The 22,668-nt window shown below is 64.3% G+C and carries 13 protein-coding genes; 4 read left to right on the plus strand and 9 right to left on the minus strand.

What is annotated here, in order from left to right; genetic code table 11:
* The first annotated feature begins 123 nt into the window (after positions 1-123).
* The gene (gene mdeB / locus QYH69_RS08170; protein WP_308831384.1) at positions 124-2,958 is read left to right on the plus strand and encodes an alpha-ketoglutarate dehydrogenase; all 2,835 of its coding nucleotides are present in this window, start codon (positions 124-126) and stop codon (positions 2,956-2,958) included.
* Positions 2,959-3,042: 84 nt separating this feature from the next.
* On the opposite strand, the gene QYH69_RS08175 is transcribed toward mdeB, so the two are convergent.
* From QYH69_RS08175 to QYH69_RS08190, 4 genes are all read right to left on the minus strand, one after another.
* Positions 3,043-3,747, minus strand: coding sequence for a DnaJ domain-containing protein (locus tag QYH69_RS08175; RefSeq protein WP_308831385.1), 705 nt, complete (start codon positions 3,745-3,747; stop codon positions 3,043-3,045).
* 181 nt (positions 3,748-3,928) lie between these two features.
* The gene (locus tag QYH69_RS08180; protein WP_308831386.1) at positions 3,929-4,573 is read right to left on the minus strand and encodes a hypothetical protein; all 645 of its coding nucleotides are present in this window, start codon (positions 4,571-4,573) and stop codon (positions 3,929-3,931) included.
* An 83-nt stretch (positions 4,574-4,656) separates the two neighbouring features.
* Positions 4,657-5,214, minus strand: a complete 558-nt coding sequence (locus QYH69_RS08185; RefSeq protein ID WP_308831387.1) for a hypothetical protein — start codon at positions 5,212-5,214, stop codon at positions 4,657-4,659.
* Positions 5,215-5,277: 63 nt separating this feature from the next.
* The gene (locus tag QYH69_RS08190) at positions 5,278-7,026 is read right to left on the minus strand and encodes a cholesterol oxidase substrate-binding domain-containing protein (RefSeq protein ID WP_308831388.1); all 1,749 of its coding nucleotides are present in this window, start codon (positions 7,024-7,026) and stop codon (positions 5,278-5,280) included.
* Between the two features lie 438 nt (positions 7,027-7,464).
* On the opposite strand from QYH69_RS08190, the gene QYH69_RS08195 reads away from it, so the two are divergent.
* On the plus strand, positions 7,465-7,962 hold the full coding sequence (locus tag QYH69_RS08195; protein ID WP_308831389.1) for a nuclear transport factor 2 family protein: 498 nt from the start codon (positions 7,465-7,467) through the stop codon (positions 7,960-7,962).
* 35 nt (positions 7,963-7,997) lie between these two features.
* Here the strand turns inward: QYH69_RS08195 and QYH69_RS08200 are convergent, their stop codons facing one another.
* Positions 7,998-8,573, minus strand: a complete 576-nt coding sequence (locus QYH69_RS08200; RefSeq protein WP_308831390.1) for a cytochrome b — start codon at positions 8,571-8,573, stop codon at positions 7,998-8,000.
* A gap of 496 nt (positions 8,574-9,069) precedes the next feature.
* On the opposite strand from QYH69_RS08200, the gene QYH69_RS08205 reads away from it, so the two are divergent.
* Positions 9,070-10,128 carry an AraC family transcriptional regulator gene (locus QYH69_RS08205; RefSeq protein WP_308831391.1) on the plus strand — a complete coding sequence of 353 codons (1,059 nt, stop codon included), beginning with the start codon at positions 9,070-9,072 and terminating at the stop codon, positions 10,126-10,128.
* A gap of 113 nt (positions 10,129-10,241) precedes the next feature.
* Here QYH69_RS08205 and QYH69_RS08210 read toward each other — a convergent pair whose 3' ends face one another.
* On the minus strand, positions 10,242-10,919 hold the full coding sequence (locus QYH69_RS08210; RefSeq protein ID WP_308831392.1) for a cation transporter: 678 nt from the start codon (positions 10,917-10,919) through the stop codon (positions 10,242-10,244).
* Positions 10,920-11,139: 220 nt separating this feature from the next.
* Here QYH69_RS08210 and QYH69_RS08215 point away from each other — a divergent pair, with 220 nt between their 5' ends.
* Positions 11,140-16,851 carry an AAA family ATPase gene (locus QYH69_RS08215; protein WP_308831393.1) on the plus strand — a complete coding sequence of 1,904 codons (5,712 nt, stop codon included), beginning with the start codon at positions 11,140-11,142 and terminating at the stop codon, positions 16,849-16,851.
* Here the strand turns inward: QYH69_RS08215 and QYH69_RS08220 are convergent.
* The 3 genes from QYH69_RS08220 to QYH69_RS08230 all read right to left on the minus strand — a co-directional run bounded on the left by QYH69_RS08220 (position 16,833) and on the right by QYH69_RS08230 (position 22,618).
* Positions 16,833-18,383 carry an ATP-binding protein gene (locus QYH69_RS08220; protein WP_308831394.1) on the minus strand — a complete coding sequence of 517 codons (1,551 nt, stop codon included), beginning with the start codon at positions 18,381-18,383 and terminating at the stop codon, positions 16,833-16,835. The two genes, QYH69_RS08215 and QYH69_RS08220, sit on opposite strands and share 19 nt — an antisense overlap.
* Before the next feature lie 254 nt (positions 18,384-18,637).
* Entirely contained in the window at positions 18,638-20,371 is a 1,734-nt protein-coding gene (poxB, locus tag QYH69_RS08225) for a ubiquinone-dependent pyruvate dehydrogenase (RefSeq protein ID WP_308831395.1), read from the minus strand.
* 333 nt (positions 20,372-20,704) lie between these two features.
* Entirely contained in the window at positions 20,705-22,618 is a 1,914-nt protein-coding gene (locus QYH69_RS08230; protein WP_308831396.1) for an ATP-binding protein, read from the minus strand.
* Positions 22,619-22,668 lie beyond the last annotated feature (50 nt).

The following is a 22,668-nucleotide window of genomic DNA, read 5'->3' on the forward strand; positions in this document are numbered from 1 at the left end:
AGAATAAATACACTACGCGAGCCGAAAAGCGCAAGCAAATGAGATGCACATTTTGCGCACCCGTCGCTAACATATTCCTCATCCCGATGGAGCTTGAATCGGCAACCGGATCTGGAGTATGCGATGACGGACTTGTCCAATGGCAATGAGCAACTGTTGCGGCTCAGCGAAGATGCCGACCCGCAGGAAACGGCCGAATGGCTCGACGCGCTCGAGGGCGTGCTCGAACACGCGGGCAAGGATCGCGCGCAGTTCCTGTTCGATCGCCTGGCCGAACATGCGCGCTCGCTTGGCGTGCAATCGGCTCGCACGCGCGTTACGCCGTACGAAAACACGATTCCGCTTGCGCAGCAGGGCCGTTATCCGGGCAACGTCGAACTCGAGGAAAAGCTCGCGGCCGCGTTGCGCTGGAATGCGCTCGCCATGGTTGTGCGCGCAAACAAGGCGTATGGCGAACTGGGCGGCCATATTGCGAGCTACGCGTCCGCGGCCGATCTGTTCGAAGTCGGCTTCAATCACTTCTTCCGTGCGTCCGTGCCGGGCGCGCGGGCCGATAAGCAGGTCGACAAGCAAGCCGGCAGCGGCGGCGACCTCGTCTATTTTCAGCCGCATTCGTCGCCAGGCGTCTACGCGCGCGCGTTTCTCGAAGGCTTTCTCGACGAACAGCACTTGCGCCATTACCGCCGCGAAATCGCGGGTCCGGGCCTGTGTTCGTATCCACATCCGTGGCTGATGCCCGATTTCTGGCAGTTTCCGACCGGCTCGATGGGGATCGGCCCGATCAACGCGATCTACCAGGCGCGCTTCATGCGCTATCTGCAGAACCGCGGTCTCGCGCAAACCGATGGGCGCACTGTCTGGGGCTTTTTCGGCGACGGCGAGATGGACGAGCCCGAATCGATCGGCGCGCTGTCGCTCGCGGCGCGCGAAGGGCTCGACAACCTCGTGTTCGTCATCAACTGCAATCTGCAGCGGCTCGATGGGCCCGTGCGCAGCAACGGCCGCATCGTCGACGAACTCGAAGCGCAGTTCAACGGCGCGGGCTGGAATGTGATCAAGGTGCTGTGGGGCTCCGACTGGGATGCGCTGTTCGAACGCGACAAAACGGGCGCGTTGCTGCGCGCGTTCGCGGATACCGTCGACGGCCAGTTCCAGACCTTCTCCGCAAACGACGGCGCCTATAACCGCGCGCATTTCTTCGGGCAGAATCCGGCGCTCGCAGCGCTCGTCGAACAGATGAGCGACGACGATATCGACCGCCTGCGCCGCGGCGGCCACGACGCGCGCAAGCTGTTCGCCGCGTATGCACAAGCGCGCCGCCACCGCGGCCAGCCGACCGTGATACTCGCGAAGACCATGAAGGGCTTCGGCATGGGCGCAGCGGGACAGGGTCGCATGACGACGCATCAGCAGAAAAAGCTTGGCGTCGACGAACTGAAGGCATTCCGCGACCGCTTTCGCCTGCCGCTCTCCGACGACGATGTCGAGCAGCTGAAGTTCTACAAGCCTGCCGCGGACAGCCCCGAAATGCAGTACCTGCACGCGCGCCGCGAGTCGCTCGGCGGCTATCTGCCGCGCCGCCGCCGCACGGCGACGCACGGGCTGCCGGTGCCGCCCGTCGCCGACTGGGCCCAATTCGCGCTCGACTCCAACGACCGCGAAATTTCGACGACGATGGCGCTCGTGCGCATGCTGACCGCGCTTCTGAAGGACCGCGCGCTCGGTCCACGCGTCGTGCCGATCGTCGCTGACGAAGCGCGCACGTTCGGCATGGCGAACATGTTCCGTCAGGTCGGCATCTACTCGCCGCTCGGACAGCTCTACGAGCCCGAGGATCTTGGCTCGATGCTCTATTACCGCGAAGACACGAAAGGACAGATTCTCGAAGAGGGTATTTCGGAGGCGGGCGCGGTGTCGTCGTGGATCGCGGCGGCGACGTCGTACAGCGTGCACGATCTGCCGATGCTGCCGTTCTATATCTACTATTCGATGTTCGGCTTCCAGCGGATCGGCGACCTGATCTGGGCCGCGGCCGACCAGCGCGCGCGCGGTTTCCTGATCGGCGCGACGGCCGGCAGGACGACGCTCGGCGGCGAGGGCTTGCAGCATCAGGACGGCACGAGCCATCTGGCGGCATCGACGATACCGAACTGCCGCGCGTACGATCCGGCCTTCGCGTACGAAGTGGCGGCGATCGTCGACGCAGGCATGCGCGAGATGGTCGATGCGCAACGCGACGTGTTCTATTACGTGACCGTCACGAACGAAAACTACGCGCAGCCATCGGCGCCGGCCGCGACGTTCGATGCGTTGCGCGAGCCGATCCTGAAGGGAATGTACCGGTTGCCGGTTTCCGCCGTCGATCACGGTCGCGCCGTGGAGCATGAAAAAGTGCATGAAAGCGAGCATGGAAGCGAGCAGCGGAATGCGCGCGTGCAACTGCTCGGCTCCGGCGCGATTTTGCGCGAGGCGATCGCGGCGCGGCACATGCTTGCCGACGACTGGCATATCGACGCAGCGGTATGGAGCGTGACGAGCTTTACCGAACTGCAGCGCGACGGCATGGAAGCGGAGCGGCACGCGCGCAACAGCGGCACGGCGCGTGGCGCATCGGACGAGGCGCCGATTCCGTACGTAACGGCCGCGCTCGACGCCACACGAGGCCCCGTGATTGCCGCGACCGATTATGTCAGAGCGGTGCCCGAGCTGATTCGCGCTTACGTGCCGCGCCGCTATGTGACGCTCGGCACCGACGGCTTCGGCCGCAGCGATACGCGAAGCGCGTTGCGGGCGTTCTTCGAAATCGACCGCGTATCGATCGTGATCGCCGCGCTCAATGCGCTGGCCGATGACGGCGAAATCGATCGCAGCGTCGTGCGCGAAGCGATTGCGCGTTACCGCGGCGAAGGCGGGCAGGGTGGTGCGGAGGTGGCGCGGACTGCGCCGTGGCAACGCTGAAGCCTGACGGGCTGCCCGCGCCACCGTGTTTCGTCACACGGTTTGACGGGCGAGACGGGGCGAGGTGCGGCGGCGCAATTCGACTTACGAGCGCACGCCAAAGAAGCTATGCCACAGCGAATCGAAGAAGCCTGACGGCTTTTTGCCGTGCGCGTCCGCCTTGCCGCCTGCCGCGCGCGGCGCGGTGCTCGTGGCCGCGCTGTATGCGCGTGGTGCGGGTCTTCTCTTGCGCGTCGCGGCAGCGGCGCGCGCCGCGCCGACCCGCGCCTGCTGCAGCGCCGAGACGCTATCGGCAATGCGCGCCGCGATCTCGGGCGGACAGTCGCGGCCGAGCAGCACGCCGAACAGCACATCGCGGTTATGGCCCTGCTCCGCAAAGCGCATCGCAAAGCTCACGCGCTCCTGATATTTCGCTTCGGCCGCGACCTGCTCGGCGCGCTCGCGCCGCGCCCGTTCGGACTTCTCACGGTCGCGCTGCTGCTGTTGCTGTTGAGCGTGCTGCCGATGCTGATGCTCGCGATGCTGCCGCTGCTGTTCATGACGGCGTTGCTGCTGTGTTTCCCAGCGGTGCATCTCAGTGGCGTAGACCGAGTCGTAGACCTTGCGCTTGTCCGGATCGGAGAGGATCTCGTACGCATCCTTGATGTCGAGGAAGGTTGCGCGCGCGGCTTCTTCATTGCCGGCATTGCGGTCCGGATGCCACTTCATCGCGGCCTTGCGATAGGCACGTTTGATTTCGGCGGCGCTCGCGTCTTCCGCTACGCCAAGCTTCGTGTATAGGGTTGCCATGTCGGGTCGATGCTCGATACGGTTCGTGGCATCGTAGCATGGACAGCCCGCCCGCCGCGTGGGCCGGCGTACATGGCGTGGCGGGAAAGGCACACGGCCGCGGGCGCGGGCGGCGGCCGCGTGCGCCGGATCAGTGCGGATGGGCAATGCGCGAGACCGGCCTATGCGCATCGCGCGCTGCTCATGCTGCCTGGGGGTTGCCGCCGCCGAACAGGTTCAGAAGTCCGCCCAGCAGCCCGGTCGGCGCGATCGATGCCTGTGCCATCGCGAACGAAGCGGACCCTGCCGATACTCCGGACGCGGTGTAACCGCCGGCCGGATCGGAACGCCATTGCATGCTGACGTGCTGCTGATTGCCAAGGTCGCGCGCGCCGCTGCTTTCGAAGCCGCCGCCGAACCTTCCTTCGTTGTAACCGGCCTGATAGGCGCGCTCGCTACGGTTGGCGCCGAAGTGGTCATAGCCCGACGCGTCGTAGCCGGAACGGCGGTAGTCCCCGCCCGATGTGCCCGAATGGCTGATCTGCGTAGTCTTTCGCGTGATGCTGCCGTCGGGGCCGACGTGTGTTTGCGTGGTGGTCTTCTCGAACGAGCCGTCGCTGCGGCTGTGGCCGCCGTTGTGCCCGTCCCAATGCGATCTCAATCCGCTGCCGCATCCGTGCGAACCGTGACTCTCGCGGTACGATCCGCATCCATGAGCGGATGCGCTTCCGGTGCCGCAGAAACTGCTGCTTGCGCTCGCTCCGCCAAGGCCCCATGCGTTGGCCTCAGCCTTGACCGCGCCGCCGACGTCGCCCGTGAGTGCTTTCGCTATCGCTTGAATACACATATGTGGTGTCCTTATCAGTGTGGATGCCAGATGACCCGTCTGGCCGGGTGTCGGCCGGCGCCGTCGTACGGGCCGGCGCAATTTCAGATTGCGCTGCCGTCCGTGACCTCGATCGTTTTCATCGTGATCCTCGTGTGCCGGCTGTTCAGGCCCGGCAGCGCGGAATCCGTTCTGTGCGAGGGGTTGCACGTGCTCCGATGGTCGGCGCCGCACCCCAGGCCGGTCCCACGGGCCGTGCGATCCTTGTCGGGCGACTCCCCGTTCTTCAACCCGCCGTCGCGCCCGAGCCATTCCTTTTCGAAGTGCGTCTTGACCTGGCCTTTTTCGCCGAGCATGTGCGCGATGCCTTCGCCGAGTTTCGACCCGAGTTGGCCGATGAAAAAATCGGGTATGACGTGAACCAGCTTTCCCACCGGACCGAGCAGGTTCAGCGTCTGTCCCACCGACGCGAGGGCCGGCGTGTTCAGGATGTCGTTTCCTTTGTTGATCATATTGATCATCGGTCCGTTGGACGAAGCGTCGTCGCCGTAGGCGGCGTCGTTACCGTAAGCCCGATTGCCTGATACACCAGAGAGCACGAAGGCCTCCTTGTCGTTGAATGCACCAGATGTCCCGTCTGGCCGGGTAGGGTTGGCGCGCACGGCCGCCAACAATCCGCATGGAGCGAGCGCGTTCGCGCAGCGCGCATATCGGTCGCACCGCCGTCACGGCAACAGCCGTTCGAGCAGAGGCGAAGAAAAAATCCGCTGGGGGTCGTACCGGTTCAGCACCGCGCGCGCGTCATCCCACTTGCCGCCGGCCGGCTGTCCGTCGCTGAACGAAGCGGGAATCGCCGAACCGATCAGCGCCATGTCCTGCCATGCAGCGCCCTCGGTATACGCCCAGCCTTTCGACCACTCGGGCCGCACCGTCGCATAAGCACCCGCGTAGTTCGACATCATCCATTGCTCGATCTCGCGGTAGAAGCGATTCGCGGCGGGCGTGCCCGGCATCGTCAGGATGTCGAAGTAGACCGCAATGTTCCAGTCCGGACGGTCGACCCGAGGCCGAAGCGGCGAGAGCAGCGGCATGGCCGCGCCGCCGCCCGCATCGGCCGGCTGGTCGAGGCCCGTCACGCGGATCTCGACGGGCCCGTTCATCGGATACTCGCCGCGTGCGCGATAGACGTCGACGCGGTTCTGATAGAACTGCACGAATTCGGCGATCACACGCTGCACGTCGCCGCGCCGCGCCAGCACCGCGTAGCCGTTCGCGGTCACCCGCAACGTCGACGGCCGGATGTACTGCAGCACGTTGCGCGACCAGCCCCAGATATCGGAGGCGAAGGTCAGCGCAAGGCCCGCGGTGACGATCGACATCTGGGTCTGCCCGAAAAGCGGCGTCAGATTGCATTCGCCGCGTGTGACGATGCGCTTCACAAGCTCCGATAGCGGCTGCGGAATCGAATCGGAGAACGGGTAGTTGAACGGCTGGTTCACCGTGCGGGAGAAAAGCGGTTTTACCGGTTGCACGGTCCAGACCTTGAGCCACGGGCACGTGGTGAACGGAAACCAGATCGCTTCCACGCGGCCCGACTGATCGAGAAACGACGCGACCGTGCGGCCGCGCGAGCCGCCTGACGCAAACAGTTCCGACGCGGGAATATCGACGAAGCTGCGGCAGCGCAGCCGCTCGTTTGCGCCGGCTTCGAGCGTGGCTTCGACGATCAATGCGCGGCCGATATGGACGAGAAACGCGCCGATTTCCGGATCGTTGCGCACAAACGTTCGCAGCACGTACTGCTGCTTGCCGGCGTCGAACACGACGGCGGTCAGCGAGAGAATCAGGTTGCTGAGCGAGCCGTACGTATGGCCGGGCAGTAGCGTTTCACGCGCGGCCGGAATGGCCGTGCCGTGCGCGCCGATTGCGAGCGCGCCGCCCAGCGTGATGTCGCCGGGCGCCGGACACGCCGTCACACCGAGGCCATGAGTCTCGAGCTTCGCGAGCAGCGTTTCGAGCGATACGCCGGTTTGCGCCGTGACGCGCGCGGGCCGCGACGATGCGTCGACCCATACCTTCGTCAGCGACTTCGTCATGTCGAGCAGCACGACTTGCGCGGCGCCGCCAGCTTCGAGCGTCAGCGGCGACCAGTTGTGCATATGGCCGCGCGGGCGTACGCGGTAGCCGCTGACGCGCGCCCAGTTGACGATCGTGACGACGTCGTCGGGCGTCGCGGGCGCCGCGGTCCACACATTCGCGGCCGCGATCTCGCCGCTCCAGTTCTGAAATGCCTGACGGTACAGCGCGATGCCTGCGGGAAAGCCGGGCGGCGTCGTGCCCGCGCCCTGGGCATGCGCGGCGATCTGATAAATGGGCGTCCATCCGCTCACGACGCCGGCGGCGGCCAGCCGGGCCATGTCGGCGATAAAGCTGCGACGAGGCGCAACGGACGTGTTCTGGTGATAGTGGGCCATGTTTTGTTCGAATTGCCTTTGTTCGATCGGACGGGACGCAAGCCGGATGGTTTGCACGACGACGCTCGTCGCAACGGGCGCCGCGACGTGCCTCGCTGCATGGACGTTGCGGATACATGCTAGGGATTCGCCGATACCGCTGGTCATGACTATTCATCGCGATGCACCCGGCCGGTGCGCGCTCGCGCGGCGCGCGTCGCGACGCACGCGGCGCGGCACGTGCTGCGCCGGTTCTGGAATACGGCTCTCGCTTCGCGTGTTTTCGGTAGCGGAGGCACATTGCAGTACGAGCGGGCAGTCAAGCTGCGCGCCGGGGCCCGTTCGAGCCTCCCTTGTTCGAACCCTCCTCGTTCGAACCTCACTGGTTCGACGTCGGCGGGACAGGCCTCATCGGCACGAGGCGAAATGGCATATTCAGAGAAGCAGAGGACAAACAACATGAACGATCTGCAGACGCGTTGCGCCGGCAGTGCGAGCCGTGCCGACAGCGTGGACGCGATTCTGTCGCGCCGTTCGTCGACCGAAAGTTATGAAGAGCGATGCGAGTACGCACTGGACCTGGTCTGTGTGTATTTGCAGGAGGAGAGTGCGCAACGGCTCGAGCAGTGCCTGCGCCTTTGCGCATTCGATGCGGTGTGGGAAGCGCCGTTGCGCAATGTCAGCTACGACGGGCTCGCCGCAATCGGCGCGAACTATCAGAAGTTCTTTCGCAACGTGCGCGATTTGCGCTTCGCGCTAATCGAGCAGTTTGCGACGCCCGAGCGCGTATTCGTCGATTCGTGCGTGAGCTTTACGATGATCGGAGATGCTTTCGACAAAGGTCCGCTGCCGGTCGGCGCGCACGCGCGCGTGCGGCGTCTCAACACCTTTCATATCGCAGACGGGTTGATTCGCCGTGTAACCGGTTACGAGATCTGGGAACAGGATGCCGCGTGATGCGCCGGTCCGCATCACGCACAGGCGCGGCGACGTCAGGTGTCTTTGGCAACCTTCAGCATGCGGATAAGCGTCGCGTCCCTGAAAACCGTGTGATGCACGATCGCCGCAAGCGCATGCAGGCCGATGAGCCAGAAGGCCGCGTTGCCGATCAGAAAGTGCGCGTCGTGTAGAAACCGGTGCGCAACCGGATCGTTCGCGAACAGTTGAATGCGCAAACCGGTCCCTGCCAGTTGAACGGCGCTGCCGCTCGTGTTGACCATCGCGATACCCAACAACGGCTGCGCGAATACAAGCAGGTAAAGCGCAAGATGCACGAGCCGCGCGACGAACCGCTGCACGCGGCTCGCCGGCAACTCGCGTGGCGTGCCATGCCATAGCATCCATAACACGCGCAGCACCGACAGGCACAGCACGAGCGTGCCCGCCCACATGTGGATGCCGGTCCAGAACACACGGCTGCCCGTACCTTTAGGCCCGCGTATCTCGATCGCAAGCAGGCCGATTGCCACGGCGAGCGCGGTAGCCCAATGAAAGAAGATCGCGAGCCGCGACCATGACGAGGAGACGGCGGCGGAACGTGTAGCGGCGGCGGTTTCGGTTAGATGCATGGCGATGTAATAAACAGAGCAATTGAATCAGGCGGGAAAAAGCACGAGCGAAAAGACATAAGAGGAAAGACGCAAAGCAAAAACGCAAAGCAAAAACGCAAAGCAAAAACGCAAAGCAAAAACGCAGTAACGCGTGCGCTTATTCCTGCTGCTCCCGGACAATGCCAAACTGTTTTGTAATCGATTGTGTCGGCGTGCCGCATAGGGCATGCGCGCGGGTGTGTTTATTTTGTATTCGTTGAAAACCGCACGAGCGCGGCGCAGTGTATTCGCATCTGGCTCGATGCAGCCGTCATCCCTTTGTGCACCTGCCGTTCGCGATGATTTTCATATGCCTTGCGCGTGTCTGACAAAATGACATGCTTTGCGCATTGCGTCATGTCGACTAGCATCGAAGCCTGTGCCTAACGTCGCGCGGCTGCCGCTCGTACGGGCAGACGCGGTGCACGCCGCGTCCCCGGTTCGCGCGGCTTCGTACGTGGTAACGGAGCCCAACATGAACTTCGAGAAGAACGGCATCGGTGCCGGCGGGCAAATGCCCGCATGCTGCGTGCAGCAGAACGGCGCGAATGGGCCGCAGAGGCTGGACGCGCCTGCGACGCGGCGCGTGCTGGTCGCACTGGAAGACCATTGGCGCGTGCCGCCGCCGTACCAGTACGCGCCCGATGCGGGCGCAATGGTCGATCCCGGCGGCATGCATGGCCTCATCGAGGCCGCCGATGCGCACCGCGATCTCGTGATCGCGTCGCGCTGGACGCGGCATGAAGTCGACGGTGTCGAACACACGAGCCGAAGCGGCACCGCTCAGCACACGGTCGGCATCGTGCTCAAACCGACCGCCGTGCATTTCCGCTCCGGCTCGCTCGTGTTCGACGGGCAGCTCGCGGCGGGGGCGATGCAGGTGACCGGTCCCGGCGAAAGCGCCGAGGTCGTTTTTCGGGCCGCCAGCGACGCGATTCATCTGTTCATTCCGCAACAGGTGCTCGAACTGCATTACGAAGAAGCGTTCGGCCGTCCGCATGCGGGTGAACTAGCGATTGGCGCGTCGCAGATCACGCGCGATACGTCGCTCGAACGATTAGGCCGCGCGCTCGCGGAAATTCAGTATGCCGATGCGACGTTCGCGTCGCTGTACGTCGACAGCATCTGCATTGCGATCGTCGCCCGTCTGCTCGAGCGGCACTTCACGCGACGTACGCTGCCCGCGATCACGCGCGCGACGCCGCTGCCGCAATGGCGGCTGCGCCGCGCCTTCGACTTTATCGATGCGCATCTCGCGGAGCCGGTCCGGCTTGGCGATATCGCGGCAAGCGTCGGCCTGACGCGCATGCATTTCGCCGCGCAATTCCGCTGCTCGACCGGCTATACGCCGCATACGTATCTGCTGAGAAGGCGCGTCGAACACGCGCAGCGCCTGCTGCAGCGCTCCGAGAAAACGCTGCTCGACGTGGCGCTCGATTGCGGGTTTCGCAGCCAGGCGCATTTCACGACCGTGTTCAGGCGGATGGTCGGCGATACGCCGAACCGGTGGCGCACCAAGGCGCGGCTCGATTGACCGATGGTTGGGCACGCAACGTACGCGCACGGACGCATGCGGGCCGTTGCAGCGCTTGCGCCGAATGGACATGTCGACGGCACCGCAGTCAGCCGCCGCAGTCAGCCGCCGCATTAGCCGCTCTTCTTCGCCGCCACGCCGATCGCGACGGTTTTCGATAGACGGCGCAGCAAACCGGTAACCGGCGGCACGATCAGCCGCACGCCGCCGCATGCGATCACAAGGCCGATCAGCGCGGCCGCGATCGCGTCGAGACCCGCGAAGCCCAGCGACGCGGTCGCAATGCCGGCGGTGGCCACGAGCGATGACAGCGCGTCGGCCCCGACATGCCACGCCGCCGCCGACAGCACGGGCGAAGCGAGGCGCCGCGCCCTTAGCGAGAGCGCGCGATACAACAGGCCGCGGCTCACGACGGAAAACGCGGCGATGCCCGATGCGACGATCGCGGCGGCTCCGGCGAGCGGCGGCCGGCCTTGCGCATGAAGCGCGATTTCGATGCCCGCGATCACCAGCATCGCGCCGACCACGGCCGGCACGGCATTCTGCACGAATCCGGAAAGCTTGCGCGGGCGCGCCAACCTGCCGCGCTGAGCGAACCAGCATGCGGCAAGCAGAATCAGATCGACGCCGATATCGGTCGTCGCGTGCAATGCGTCGGCGATCAGACCGGACGAATGCGCGGAGAAACCAGCGGCTGCCTGCACGGTCGCCAATACCGCGTTCAATGCCGTACTCGCGATAATGATCCGTGTTGCTCCTTCCTGCGACACGTGGCTCGTCTGATCGGCCATCGGTCCACCCTGGCAGCGAAAACCGTACGATAGGGGCGCCACATTGCGACGATGTGACAGATCGGCCGCGAGCCGGCCGCAACGTGGTGTGCAACGCGCTTCGAGGCGCAATTAGTTACCCTGATAATCGTCGAGGCCCTGCACGGGGAGCCGATTTCTGCTGATATGCTGGAGCCTTTCTTCGAGGGAAGGCAATTCCCTTCACCATGGAGGCCCCGGAGTGAACCGGTCGCTCGATCCATCAGGCGCGTTCGGAGCGGCATCAGGCGCCTCATCGTCGGAAGTGCTATGGGACGATGGCGAGCGCGTGATGTCCAGGCAATGGCGTATGCGGCCCGATGGCAGCCGAGAATCGGTGTTGACCGTGCGCCCGGTGGCAGAGCAGCCCACGCCCGCCGCGTTGAGCCGCCTCGAGCACGAATTCGCGCTGGCGGAAAAACTTGCCGGTGCGCCGATCGCGCGGCCGCTGGAATTATTACGTGAACAGGGCCGCCTCGTCCTCGTGCTCGAAGACGACGGCGGCGAGCCGATCGCGCGCGAACCCCTCCCGATGACCTTGCACCGTTTTTTGCGGACTGCGATCGATGTCGCACGAGCGCTCGGCAGGCTGCATGCGGCGGGCGTCATTCATAAGGACATCACGCCGTCCAATATCCTGATCAATCAGGCGAGCGGCGCCGTGCGATTGACGGGCCTCGGCATCGCGACGTTTCTCGCGCGCGAGCGCCAGACGCCGTGTCCGCCCGAATCGATTGCCGGCACGCTCGCTTTCATGGCGCCCGAACAGACGGGCCGGATGAACCGCTCGGTCGATTCGCGCAGCGATCTCTATTCGTTCGGCGTCACGTTGTACCAGTTGCTGACGGGCGTGCTGCCGTTCTCCGCGCAAGACCCGATGGACTGGGTGCACAGCCATATCGCGCGCAAGCCGGTCCCGCCGAACCAGCGCGTGCCGGCCGTACCGGCCGTGCTATCCGACATCGTGATGAAGCTGCTCGCGAAGGCCGCCGAAGACCGCTACCAGACCGCGGCCGCGCTCGAGCATGACCTCGATACGTGCCTGCATCGTCTGGAGGCGCGCGACCATATCGATCCCCGCATCGAGTCTCAGATCGAGTCCCACAGGGAGCCGCTTATCGAACCGCTTATCGAACCCTTCCCACTTGCCGAGCACGACACGCCCGACCGCCTGCTGATCCCGGAGAAACTGTATGGCCGCGCACGCGAGGTCGAGACGCTGCTCGCGGCCTTCGAGCGGGTCATGGCCGGCGGACGGCCCGAGCTGGTTCTGGTGACGGGCTATTCGGGCATCGGCAAATCGGCGGTGGTCGGCGAACTGCAGAAGGTGCTCGTGCCGCCGCGCGGCCTGTTTGCGGCCGGTAAGTTTGACCAGTACAAGCGCGACATTCCGTACGGGACGATCGCCCAGGCGTTCCAGGGGTTGCTCAGGCCATTTCTCGGCAAGCGCGACGCCGAACTCGAAGACCTGCGCGAGCGGCTGCGCGACGCGCTGGGCCCGAACGGCTCGCTGATCGTCAATCTCGTGCCCGAACTCAAGCTGCTCATCGGCGAGCCGCCGCCGATCGCCGACTTGCCGTTGCAGGACGCGCAGCGCCGCTTCCAGCTCGTGCTCAAGCGTTTCATCGGAGTCTTTGCGCGTGCCGGGCATCCGCTCGTGCTATTTCTCGACGATCTGCAATGGCTCGACTCGGGAACGCTCGATGTGCTCGAAAGCCTGCTCGTCGATCCCGATCTGCACCATCTGCTGCTGATCGGCGCTTACCGCGACAACGAGGTCGATCGCAACCATCCGCTGATGCGCAAGCTCGACGCGATTCGCCGCCTGCATGGCGCGGTCGGGCAGATCGCGCTGCGGCCGCTGTCGATCGGCGATCTGCGAACACTTGTTGCCGATGCGTTGCGTTGCGCACCGGAGCGCGCGGATCCGCTCGCGCGTATCGTGCACGAGAAGACCGGCGGCAATCCGTTTTTTGCGCTGCAGTTTCTGACCGCGCTCGCGAGCGAACGATTGCTCGCTTTCGACCATGGCCCGGCGATATGGGCATGGGACGTCGAGCGCATTCGCGCGAAGGGCTACACCGATAACGTCGTCGATCTGATGGTCATGAAACTCGCGCGGCTATCCGAAGCGACGCGCACGGCCTTGCAGCGCCTCGCTGCAATCGGGCATCAGGCCGACGCCGGCACGCTTGCGCTCGTGTTCGAGAAACCCGAAGCGCAGGTCCATGCGGACCTGTGGGACGCGATCCGCGAGGAATTCGTGCTTTATCAGGAACGCGCATACCGCTTCGTGCACGACCGCGTGCAGGAAGCGGCCTATTCGCTGATTCCGTACGCGCAGCGCGCAGAAACACACTTGCGCATCGGCCGGCTGCTGGCCGCACGGACGCCGCCCGCAAAGCTCGAGGACGCGGTTTTCGAAATCGTCAACCAGCTCAACCGCGGTGTCGCGCTGATCGACGAGCGGACTGAACTCGATCGCCTCGCCGAACTGAATCTGATGGCGGGCAGGCGCGCTCAGGCCTCGGCTGCCTACGCATCGGCGCTCGATTATCTGAAAGCGGGCATGGAAGCGCTTGCCGACGATTGCTGGCAGACCCAGCACGCGCTCGCGTTATCGCTCGAAGTGCACCGCGCCGAATGCGAGTTCCTGAGCGGCGACCCGGGGGCCGCGCAAGCGCGGCTGGTCAAGCTCTTTCCTCTCGCGCACGGCATCGCCGAACATGCGAGACTCGCCTGCCTCGCGATCGACCTCTATGTCACGCTCGACCGTTCCGATGAGGGGGTCGCCGTCGGTCTCGACTATTTGCGGCGTATCGGCATCGACTGGTCGCCGCATCCGTCGGACGCGGAAGCGCGCAGCGAATATGCGCGCGTTGCGCCGCAGCTCGGCGAACGTACGATCGAATCGCTGATCGATCTGCCGTTGATGACCGATCCGAATTCGCTTGCGACCATCGGCGTGCTCAACAACCTGACGCCGGCTGCCATCTTCAGCGACGCGAATCTGTTTTCGATGGCCGTATGCCGCGCCGTGAACCTGTCGCTCGAATACGGCAACTGTGGAACGTCGCCGGCCGTTTATGTGGACTTCGGCATGACAGCCGGGCCGCATTTCGGCGACTATCACGCGGGCTTCCGGTTTGCGCGTCTCGGTTACGAACTCGTCGAACAGCGCGGGTTGAAACAGTCGCAGGCGAAGGTCTACATGAATTTCGGGAGCCTCGTGACGCCTTGGGCCCAGCACGTGCGCACCGGACGAGATCTGATTCGCCGCGCGTTCGATATCGCGGTCAAAACCGGCGATGTTACTTTTGCCGGTTACAGCTGCAACAACCTGAATACGAACCTGCTGGTGGCGGGCGATCCGCTCGACGAGGTGCAACGCGAGGCCGAACGCGGACTCGCGTTTGCGCAGAAAACCCACTTCGGGCTGGTGGTCGATATCATCGCCGCGCAGTGTGCGTTGACGCGCACGCTGCGCGGCTCGACGCTCAAATTCGGCTTGCTCGACGACGGGTATCTGAGCGAAGCGCAGTTCGAAAGCCGCCTGTCGAGCGATCCGTCGCTGGCGATCGCGGAGTGCTGGTACTGGATTCGCAAGATGCAGGCACGGTACTTCGCGGGCGACTTCGCGGCGGCCGTCGACGCATCGGTCAAGGCGCGTGCGTTACTGTGGACATCGCCGTCGTTCCTGGAAACGGCTGAATACCACTTCTATAGCGCGCTCGCGCACGCAGCGCTGTGCGGCGCGGCATCGCCGGGCACGCAAGTCGCTGGTGTCAAGGAGGCCGACGTCGGGGATGCTGAAGTCCGGAACGATTACGTGGCGGCGATCATCGCGCACCATCGGCAGCTCGAAATATGGGCGGCGAATTGCCCGCAGAATTTCAGCAACCGCGCGGCGCTGGTCGCCGCCGAACTCGCACGGATTGAAGGCCGCGTGGCGGACGCCGAACAGTTCTACGAACTCGCGATCCGTTCGTCGCGCGAAAACGCATTCATTCATAACGAGGCCGTCGCCTACGAAACGGCGTCGCGCTTCTATGCGGTGCGCGGGCTCACGGAATTTGCGCATCTGTACCTGAAGAACGCGCGCTACGCGTATCTGCGCTGGGGCGCGAATGGAAAAGTGCGGCAACTCGACGATTTCCATCCTCACCTCGCGACGCCGGAGCCACGCCCGCGCGCAGCCGGCACGATCGAGACGCCGGTCGAGCATCTCGATCTCGCCACCGTGATCAAGGTTTCGCAGGCCGTATCGAGCGAGATCGTGCCCGACAATCTGATCCATATGATCATGCAAAGCGCCATTGCGCATGCCGGTGCCGAGCGCGGCCTGCTGATCGTGCCGACCGAGGCCGCGCCATGCATCGTGGCGCAGGCGTCGACAAGCGGCGACGCGCTTAGCGTCAACCTCGGGAAGCAGGTGTTGAGCCCGGATCTGCTGCCGGAATCGGTGGTCCACTATGCGATGCGCGCGAAAGAATGCGTGATACTCGACGACGCCTCGACGCAGCACGATTTTTCGGGCGATCCGTATATCGCGCGCGCAGGTGCGCGTGCCTCTGTCCCCGCATCGGTCCGCTCCATTGCCTGCATGCCGCTCGTCAACCAGGGCAAGCTCGTCGCGGTGCTGTATCTCGAGAACAATCTCGCACCCAATGTATTTACGGCGAGCCGCATCGCGGTGCTCAAGCTGCTCGCTTCACAGGCCGCGATCTCGCTCGAGAACGCGCGCCTCTATCGCGAGCTCGCCGAGCGCGAAGCGCGAATCCGACGCCTTGTCGACGCGAATATCGTCGGCGTGTTTATCTGGGATTTCGAAGGGCGCATTCACGAAGCGAATGACGCGTTTCTGCGTCTGCTCGGTTACGATCGCATGGACCTCGCGTCGGGGCGCCTGCACTGGACCAGTCTGACGCCCGCAAGCGGGCGCGGGCGCGATGCGCGCGCGGTCGCCGACATCAAGGTGCATGGTTCCGTGCCGCCGTACGAAAAGGAATTTCTGCGCGTGGACGGCAGCCGCGTCGCCGTGCTGGTGGGCGCGGCGACATTCGGCGAGGCGCGCGATCAGGGCGTTGCGTTTATCGTCGATCTGACCGAGCGCAAGCGCGCCGAATTCGACGCACGCGAAAGCGAGCGGCGTTACCGCGAGATGGAAGTCGAACTGGCCCACGCGAACCGCGTCGCGACGATGGGTCAGCTGACCGCTTCGATCACGCACGAAATCAGGCAGCCGATCGCGGCGGCCATGACGAATGCGCACGCTGCGCTGCGCTGGCTCGGCGCGCGCACGCCCGATCTGAACGAGGTCCGGGAGGCGCTCGAACGTATTGTCAGCGACGGCTCGCGCGCCAACGACGTGATCGGGCGCATTCGCGCGCTCGTGAAGAAAGCGCCCGCGCGCACGGAGCGCGTGGCGATCAACGAAGCGATTCGCGAGGTGATTGCGCTGACGCGCGGCGAAGCCGTCAAACATCATGTGATAGTCGAAGCGCGCCTGACCGATGCGCTGCCGCCGATCGTCGGCGACCGCGTGCAGTTGCAGCAGGTGATGCTGAACCTGATGATCAATGCAATCGAAGCGATGAGCGGCGTGAGCGACGGCCCGCGCGAGTTGCTGATCGCGACGTCGGCCGATCACGCACAGGCCACGCGCGTGGCGGTGTCCGATACGGGCCCGGGCATCGGCGCCGACGCGATCGGCCAGCTCTTCGAACCGTTCTATACGACAAAGGCAGGTGGCATGGGCATGGGCCTGTCGATTTGCCGTTCGATCGTCGAAGCGCACGGCGGGACCTTGAGCGTCGAAGCCAATTCGACGCGCGGCGCGACGTTCGAGTTCGTGCTGCCCGGCGCGGATGAAAATGCGACGCCTCAAAACGGCGGCTATCTGGCCGAGCCGTGAATCTGCGGGGCCGGAATCAGCGCGATCGATTCGATCGACTCGATTGTTGCAATTGGTGCAATCGGTACGTTTGGCGTGACGAGCGTCGTGTGGTGCGGCACGCGCGCAAGCGGCAGCCGCATATGCAGCGTCGCGCCGGGTCCTTCGTGATTCGAAGCCCACAAGCGGCCGCCGTGCGCGTCGACGATCGATTGGCAGATGGCGAGGCCCATGCCCATGCCATTCTGCTTCGTCGTGAAAAACGGCTGGAAAATGCGGTTCGCGTCCGGAAAGCCCGGGCCGTGGTCGCGAACTTCGATCAGCAGATAATCGCCGCCGTCGCGCACTTTGCGTGCCGTGCGGATGAATAGCAGCCTGCGCTCCGCAATGACTTGCAACAGCGCATCGAGCGCGTTGTCGACGAGATTGAAAAGTGTCTGCCGGATCTGCAGGCGGTCCGCGTCGAGCATCGGCAGCGACGCGTCGAGATCGAGTTCGACCGCGATGTCATGCTGCCGCAGTTCGCCTTGCTTCAATTCGAGCACTTCGCCGATCGCCGCGTTGATATCGAACGCGGCGATCACGGGCGGCGCCTGCCGGAATAAAGCGCGAATGCGACGGATCACTTCCGCGGCGGTGGTGCCGTCGTGCACGATGCGCTCGGCCGCGCCGATCGCGTGTTCGAGATTCGGCTCCTTCGCACGCAACCAGTTCAGACACGCATGGCCGTTGGTCACCATTGCCGCGATCGGCTGATTGACCTCGTGCGCGATCGAGGCGGACAGTTCGGCGACGGTGGCGGCCTGCGATGCGCGAGACAATTGCGCCTGCGTATCGCGCAACGCATTGGCCGTCGTCATGCTGTCGTGCACGTCGACGTGCACGCCGTACCAGCGCACGATATGGTCTTTGGCATCGCGCAACGGCTGCATGCGCGTCTCGATCCAGCGATATTCGCCGTCGTGGCGGCGCAGCCGGTAGGTTGTGGTCAGCGCCACGCCCGCTGCTTCACAGCGGCGCCGCTCGGCGATCACGCGCGGCGCGTCGTCCGGATGCAGCAGCTTCATGCAGCCGCCGTTGGCGAGCTCGCTCCCATGCTTGCCGACGAAGTCGAGCAACTGCCGGTTCGCATACTGCAGGCAACCTTCAGCATCGCTGACTGCCACCATGCAGGGAATGCCGTCGATCGCATTGCGCAACGCCTGTTCGCGCAGCGTGGTTTGCGTCTGACGTTTCGAGGTGATCAGATCGTTGATGATCAACGATACGATCACGAAGACGATCAGTCGCGGCATTTCATGGATCGACAGCCCATGCGCGGGCGGCGTTCCGATCAGCAGCATGAACGCGACGAGCGACGTCGCGAGCGTGACGAGCCCCGCGGCGCGGCCGCCATACAGCGAACTCATGATCAGCGCGAGCAGGAAGCACGATACATGCGCTTTCGTGGTCCACGCGAGCACCGCCGCGCAGGCGGTCAGGAGCAGTGCGACGGCGTAGCGGCGAAGTCCGGTGATCGCAGGGGAATACGAATACGCGGATTGAGGAACCATGTTTTACCTCGCGAAATCGCGCTGCCTGCAACCAACCGACATGCAAGAATCCGCGGCCTTGCACGCGCGAGGCGCGTGCAAGGCGTTTGTCGGTAAAGGCGGCGCTGCGTGCGTTGCCGGATCGGCAGAAGGGCGTCGCTATTATGCGGCATCCTGTTGTGCACCGGCGCACACTACCCCGGTGCGCCCTTCGGCAATGGATCGCCGGTGCGATGCAACGTCACGCGTGTCCGGCCGTGTTCGCACCGCGCGCGCTATCTCCAGAGATTGGTTTGCGCGAGGTCGATCACTTCATCGGTCTTGCCGTTCAGAATGGCCCTCAGCATATAGAGCGAGAATCCCTTCGCCATCTCCAGATTGATCGCGGGCGGGATCGCCAGCTCCTGGCGATTGACGACGGCATCGATGAGCACCGGTCCGTCGTGCTTCAACGCAGCCGCGATGCCCGCTTCGACCTCGGACGGCTTTTCGAGGCGGATACCCTTGATGCCGATCGATTCGGCCATCGCCGCGAAATCAGGATTCTTGAGGCCCGTGCCGTACGGAATGAACGAAGTGGATTTCTGCTCGAGTTCGATAAAGCCGAGTGCGCTGTTGTTGAATACGCAAACCTTCACCGGCAGGCCCAGTTGCACGAGACTCAGGAAGTCGCCCATCAGCATCGCGAAGCCGCCGTCGCCCGACATCGAGATCACCTGGCGGCCCGGAAATGCGTACTGCGCGCCGATCGCCTGCGCCATCGCATTGGCCATCGATCCATGCCAAAACGAGCCAAGCAGGCGCCGCTTGCCGGTCATCGCGACGTAGCGTGCGCCCCACACGGTCGGCAGGCCGACGTCGCAGGTGAAGACCGCGTCGTCGCTCGCCTGGTCGCTCAACGCCTTGGCGATCTGCTGCGGGTGGATCAGCGATGCGCGCGTGCTTTCCTGCGCGAGCGCGTCGAGTTCGGCGCGCGCCTTTTTGTAGTGCTGCTGTGCTTTCTCGAGATGCGCGGTGTTGGTCCTCTTCGTGAGCTTCGGCAGCAAGGCGGCGAGCGTTGCCTTCACGTCGCCGACGATGCCGAGGTCGAGCGTCGCGCGGCGCCCGAGATTGCCGGGTTCGTGATCGATCTGCACGATCTTCGCCTCGTACTTCGACGGATAGAACTGCATATACGGGAAGTCGGTGCCGACCATCAGCAGCAGATCGCAATCGCGCATCGCATAGTAGCCCGACGAAAAGCCGATCAAACCGGTCATGCCGACGTCGTACGGATTGTCGGCCTCGACGTGCTCCTTGCCGCGCAGCGAGTGCACGATCGGCGATTTCAGCGTTTCCGCGAGCGCGATCACTTCGTCATGGGCGCCCGCGCAACCGGACCCGCACAGCATCGTGATGCGCTCGTTCGCGTCGAGCAGATCGGCGAGCGCGTCGATCTCGTCCTGCGCGGGCGTGAGGACGGCGCGTGGTGGGATCAGCCCCGCAGACGAGATCGGTGGCGCCTCGACCGCTTCCTGCAGTGCGACGTCGCCCGGAATCACGATGACCGACACGCCGCGCTTGCCGATCGCTTCGCGAATCGCGATTTCGACCGTGCGCGGCATCTGTCCCGGTACCGAGACGAGCTCGCAGTAGTGGCTGCATTCCTTGAAGAGTGTCTGCGGATGGGTTTCCTGAAAGTAGCCGCTGCCGATCTCGCGCGACGGAATATGCGCGGCGATCGCCAGCACCGGCACACGGTTGCGATGGCAATCGAACAGCCCGTTGATCAGATGGAGGTTGCCTGGCCCGCAACTGCCCGCGCAGACGGCGAGACTGCCGGTCAGATGCGCTTCGGCCCCGGCCGCGAACGCGGCGACTTCCTCGTGGCGCACGTGAATCCATTCGATGCCTTCCGTTTTGCGGATCACGTCGGTGAGCCCGTTCAGGCTGTCGCCGACGATGCCATAGACACGCTTGACGCCTGCGGCCAGCAGGACGTCGACGAATTGATCGGCTACGATCGTCATTCTTTTCTCCGGTTGAACTAAGTAAATTTCACAGATGTGCTGTCATGACAGGCGATGCAGGCATTCTGGAAGAGGCGAGCAAGCATGCATGAGTCAAAACGAAAGCCAATGGTGCGAATAGCCAGGTACATCGTCGCTTTGTAGACGATGGCCGATGCGTTTGCAAGGCGGGCGGCGCTTTGGAAGATAGCGCGGCGTAGCGCCGCTCCGATGTCGCCTCGTGCTGAATTATCGAAATCGCATGCGCGCCGATGCCGTTCGATCCTGAAAGCGAAGCGACATTCTGCGGCAGCGCGTGCCGGCCGCCGGCTACCGGGCGGATAGGGTAACTGACTACTCGCCGGCCGGAAGCACAAACGTAAAGCGCGCGCCGCCGAGCGTCGATTCGTTGTCTGCACGGATCTGGCCGCCATGTGCTTCGATGATCGTCCGGCAGATTGCGAGGCCGAGTCCCATGCCGCCTTCGCTGGTGGTGAAAAAGCGGTTGAAAAGCAGCGCGAGATTTTCCTGCCGGATGCCCGGTCCGTCGTCTTCGATCGTGCAGCTGACCTGGCCTGCTGCCGGCACGGCGGTCGTCACCATGATCCTGCCGTGGCCCGCGCGATACTGCGCCAGCGCCTGCATTGCGTTAACCGTCAGGTTCACGACAACCTGCTGTAATTGCGTGCGGTCCGCCATGATGCGCGGTGCAAAGATCGCGGGCCGATGCCCGATCTCCACGCCTCTTGCCTGGATCTCGTGACCGAGCAACATCAGCGACTCGTCGACGACTTCGTCGAGGCGGATCAGTTCGCGCCGCGGCTGGCTCTTGGCGGCCATCGCGCGCGTGCGCACGATGATGTCGCTCGCGCGGCGCGCCGATGCGAGCGTGAGCGCCGTAAGCTCGCGCACTTCGTCGAGCGGCGGCTCCGGTCGGTTCAGCCAGTTCTGGATGGCCTGCGCACTGGCCGCGACGGCGCCGAGCGGCTGGTTGATCTCGTGCGCAATCGATGCCATCAGTTCGCCGAGCAGCGAGATTCGCCCCGCATGGGCGAGGTCGGTTTCCAGTTGCTGCAGTTTTTCGCGCACACGCACGCGTTCGGTAATGTCGATCAGACCGAGCAGCGTCGGCGTGTCGCTGCCAATCGGCTGTGGCCGCGACAGCGTGCACAGCACGTCGATTACGCGCCCGTCGAGTGCGACCACCTTCATCTCTTCGTCGAAACGCGCTTCGCCGTGATAGCGGCTTTCGAACGCACGGCGCAGTGTGCCGGGGCTTTCGGACCACAGACGCCCGGCGGGGCCAAGCAGTTGCGCGGCGTCGCGCGCGCGGAACAGTTCGACCGAACGCGCGTTGACTTCGTCGACCGTGATCGCGCTCACGAGGCGCCGCAGCACGTCCGGATGTGCATCGAAATACGCGTTCAGATCGGTGACGCCCGCTTCGTGCAAGGCCGGAAAAATATCGAAGTTGCCACGCGTCTGCATCAGCGCTATTGGCATGTTGTGAAACAGCTCGCGATAGCGCTGTTCGGCTGAGCGCAGCGCTTCTTCATTGCGAATGCGCATCGCGACGTCCTGCTTCAGCGCTTCGTTGGCCGTTTGCTGATTGCGATACGCGACCTGCAAACTCGTGCACAAATCGTTGAACGACATCACGACCTGGTCGAGTTCGTCGGGTGTCGCCGGCGGCCGGCGCTTCAGCGCAAGCGCGCCGGTCGGGTGATGGAAGTCGTACTGGCGCATGAACTGCGCGATCGTCGCGAGATGGCGAGTGACGAGCCGCGAAAAGATCAGCAGGATAAACAGCGAGACGAGGAAGGTTTTGGCACCCTGGCTCACGAGAATCACGAGCGCTTCGCCCATCAGCCGCCGGTACACATCGGTCAGCGCGGCTTCGATATAGAGCGTGCCGATCTGCCTGAGCTTGCCTTCCACCACGCGGTTGATCGGCAGCTCGCGCGTGATCACGGGTGTGCTTTGCCGGCGCCGCGCCATGATCTGCAGCGGGTGGGCGGTGCCGGACTCGCGCACCGTGACCGCCTGCACGTCGGGCAGCTTGAGGATGCTCTCGACTTCGATGCGCAGCTGTTCGCGGTCCAGATGCCAGAGGCTTTCGCCGATGATGTCGGGGTAGCCTTCGCCGATTTCGTCGAGGCGCCGCTCGATCTGATCGACGTCGTAGCGGTAGTCCATATAAAGCTGGACCGCAGTCATGATCAGTGTGATCACGGAACTGAAGATCAGGACCCCGATCAGAAGACGCACGCCGACACCGCGCCACAGGCCCGCTATCGTGCGCCACGGCGCCGCATTCG

Source organism: Paraburkholderia sp. SARCC-3016, from assembly GCF_031119615.1.
GTDB lineage: Bacteria > Pseudomonadota > Gammaproteobacteria > Burkholderiales > Burkholderiaceae > Paraburkholderia.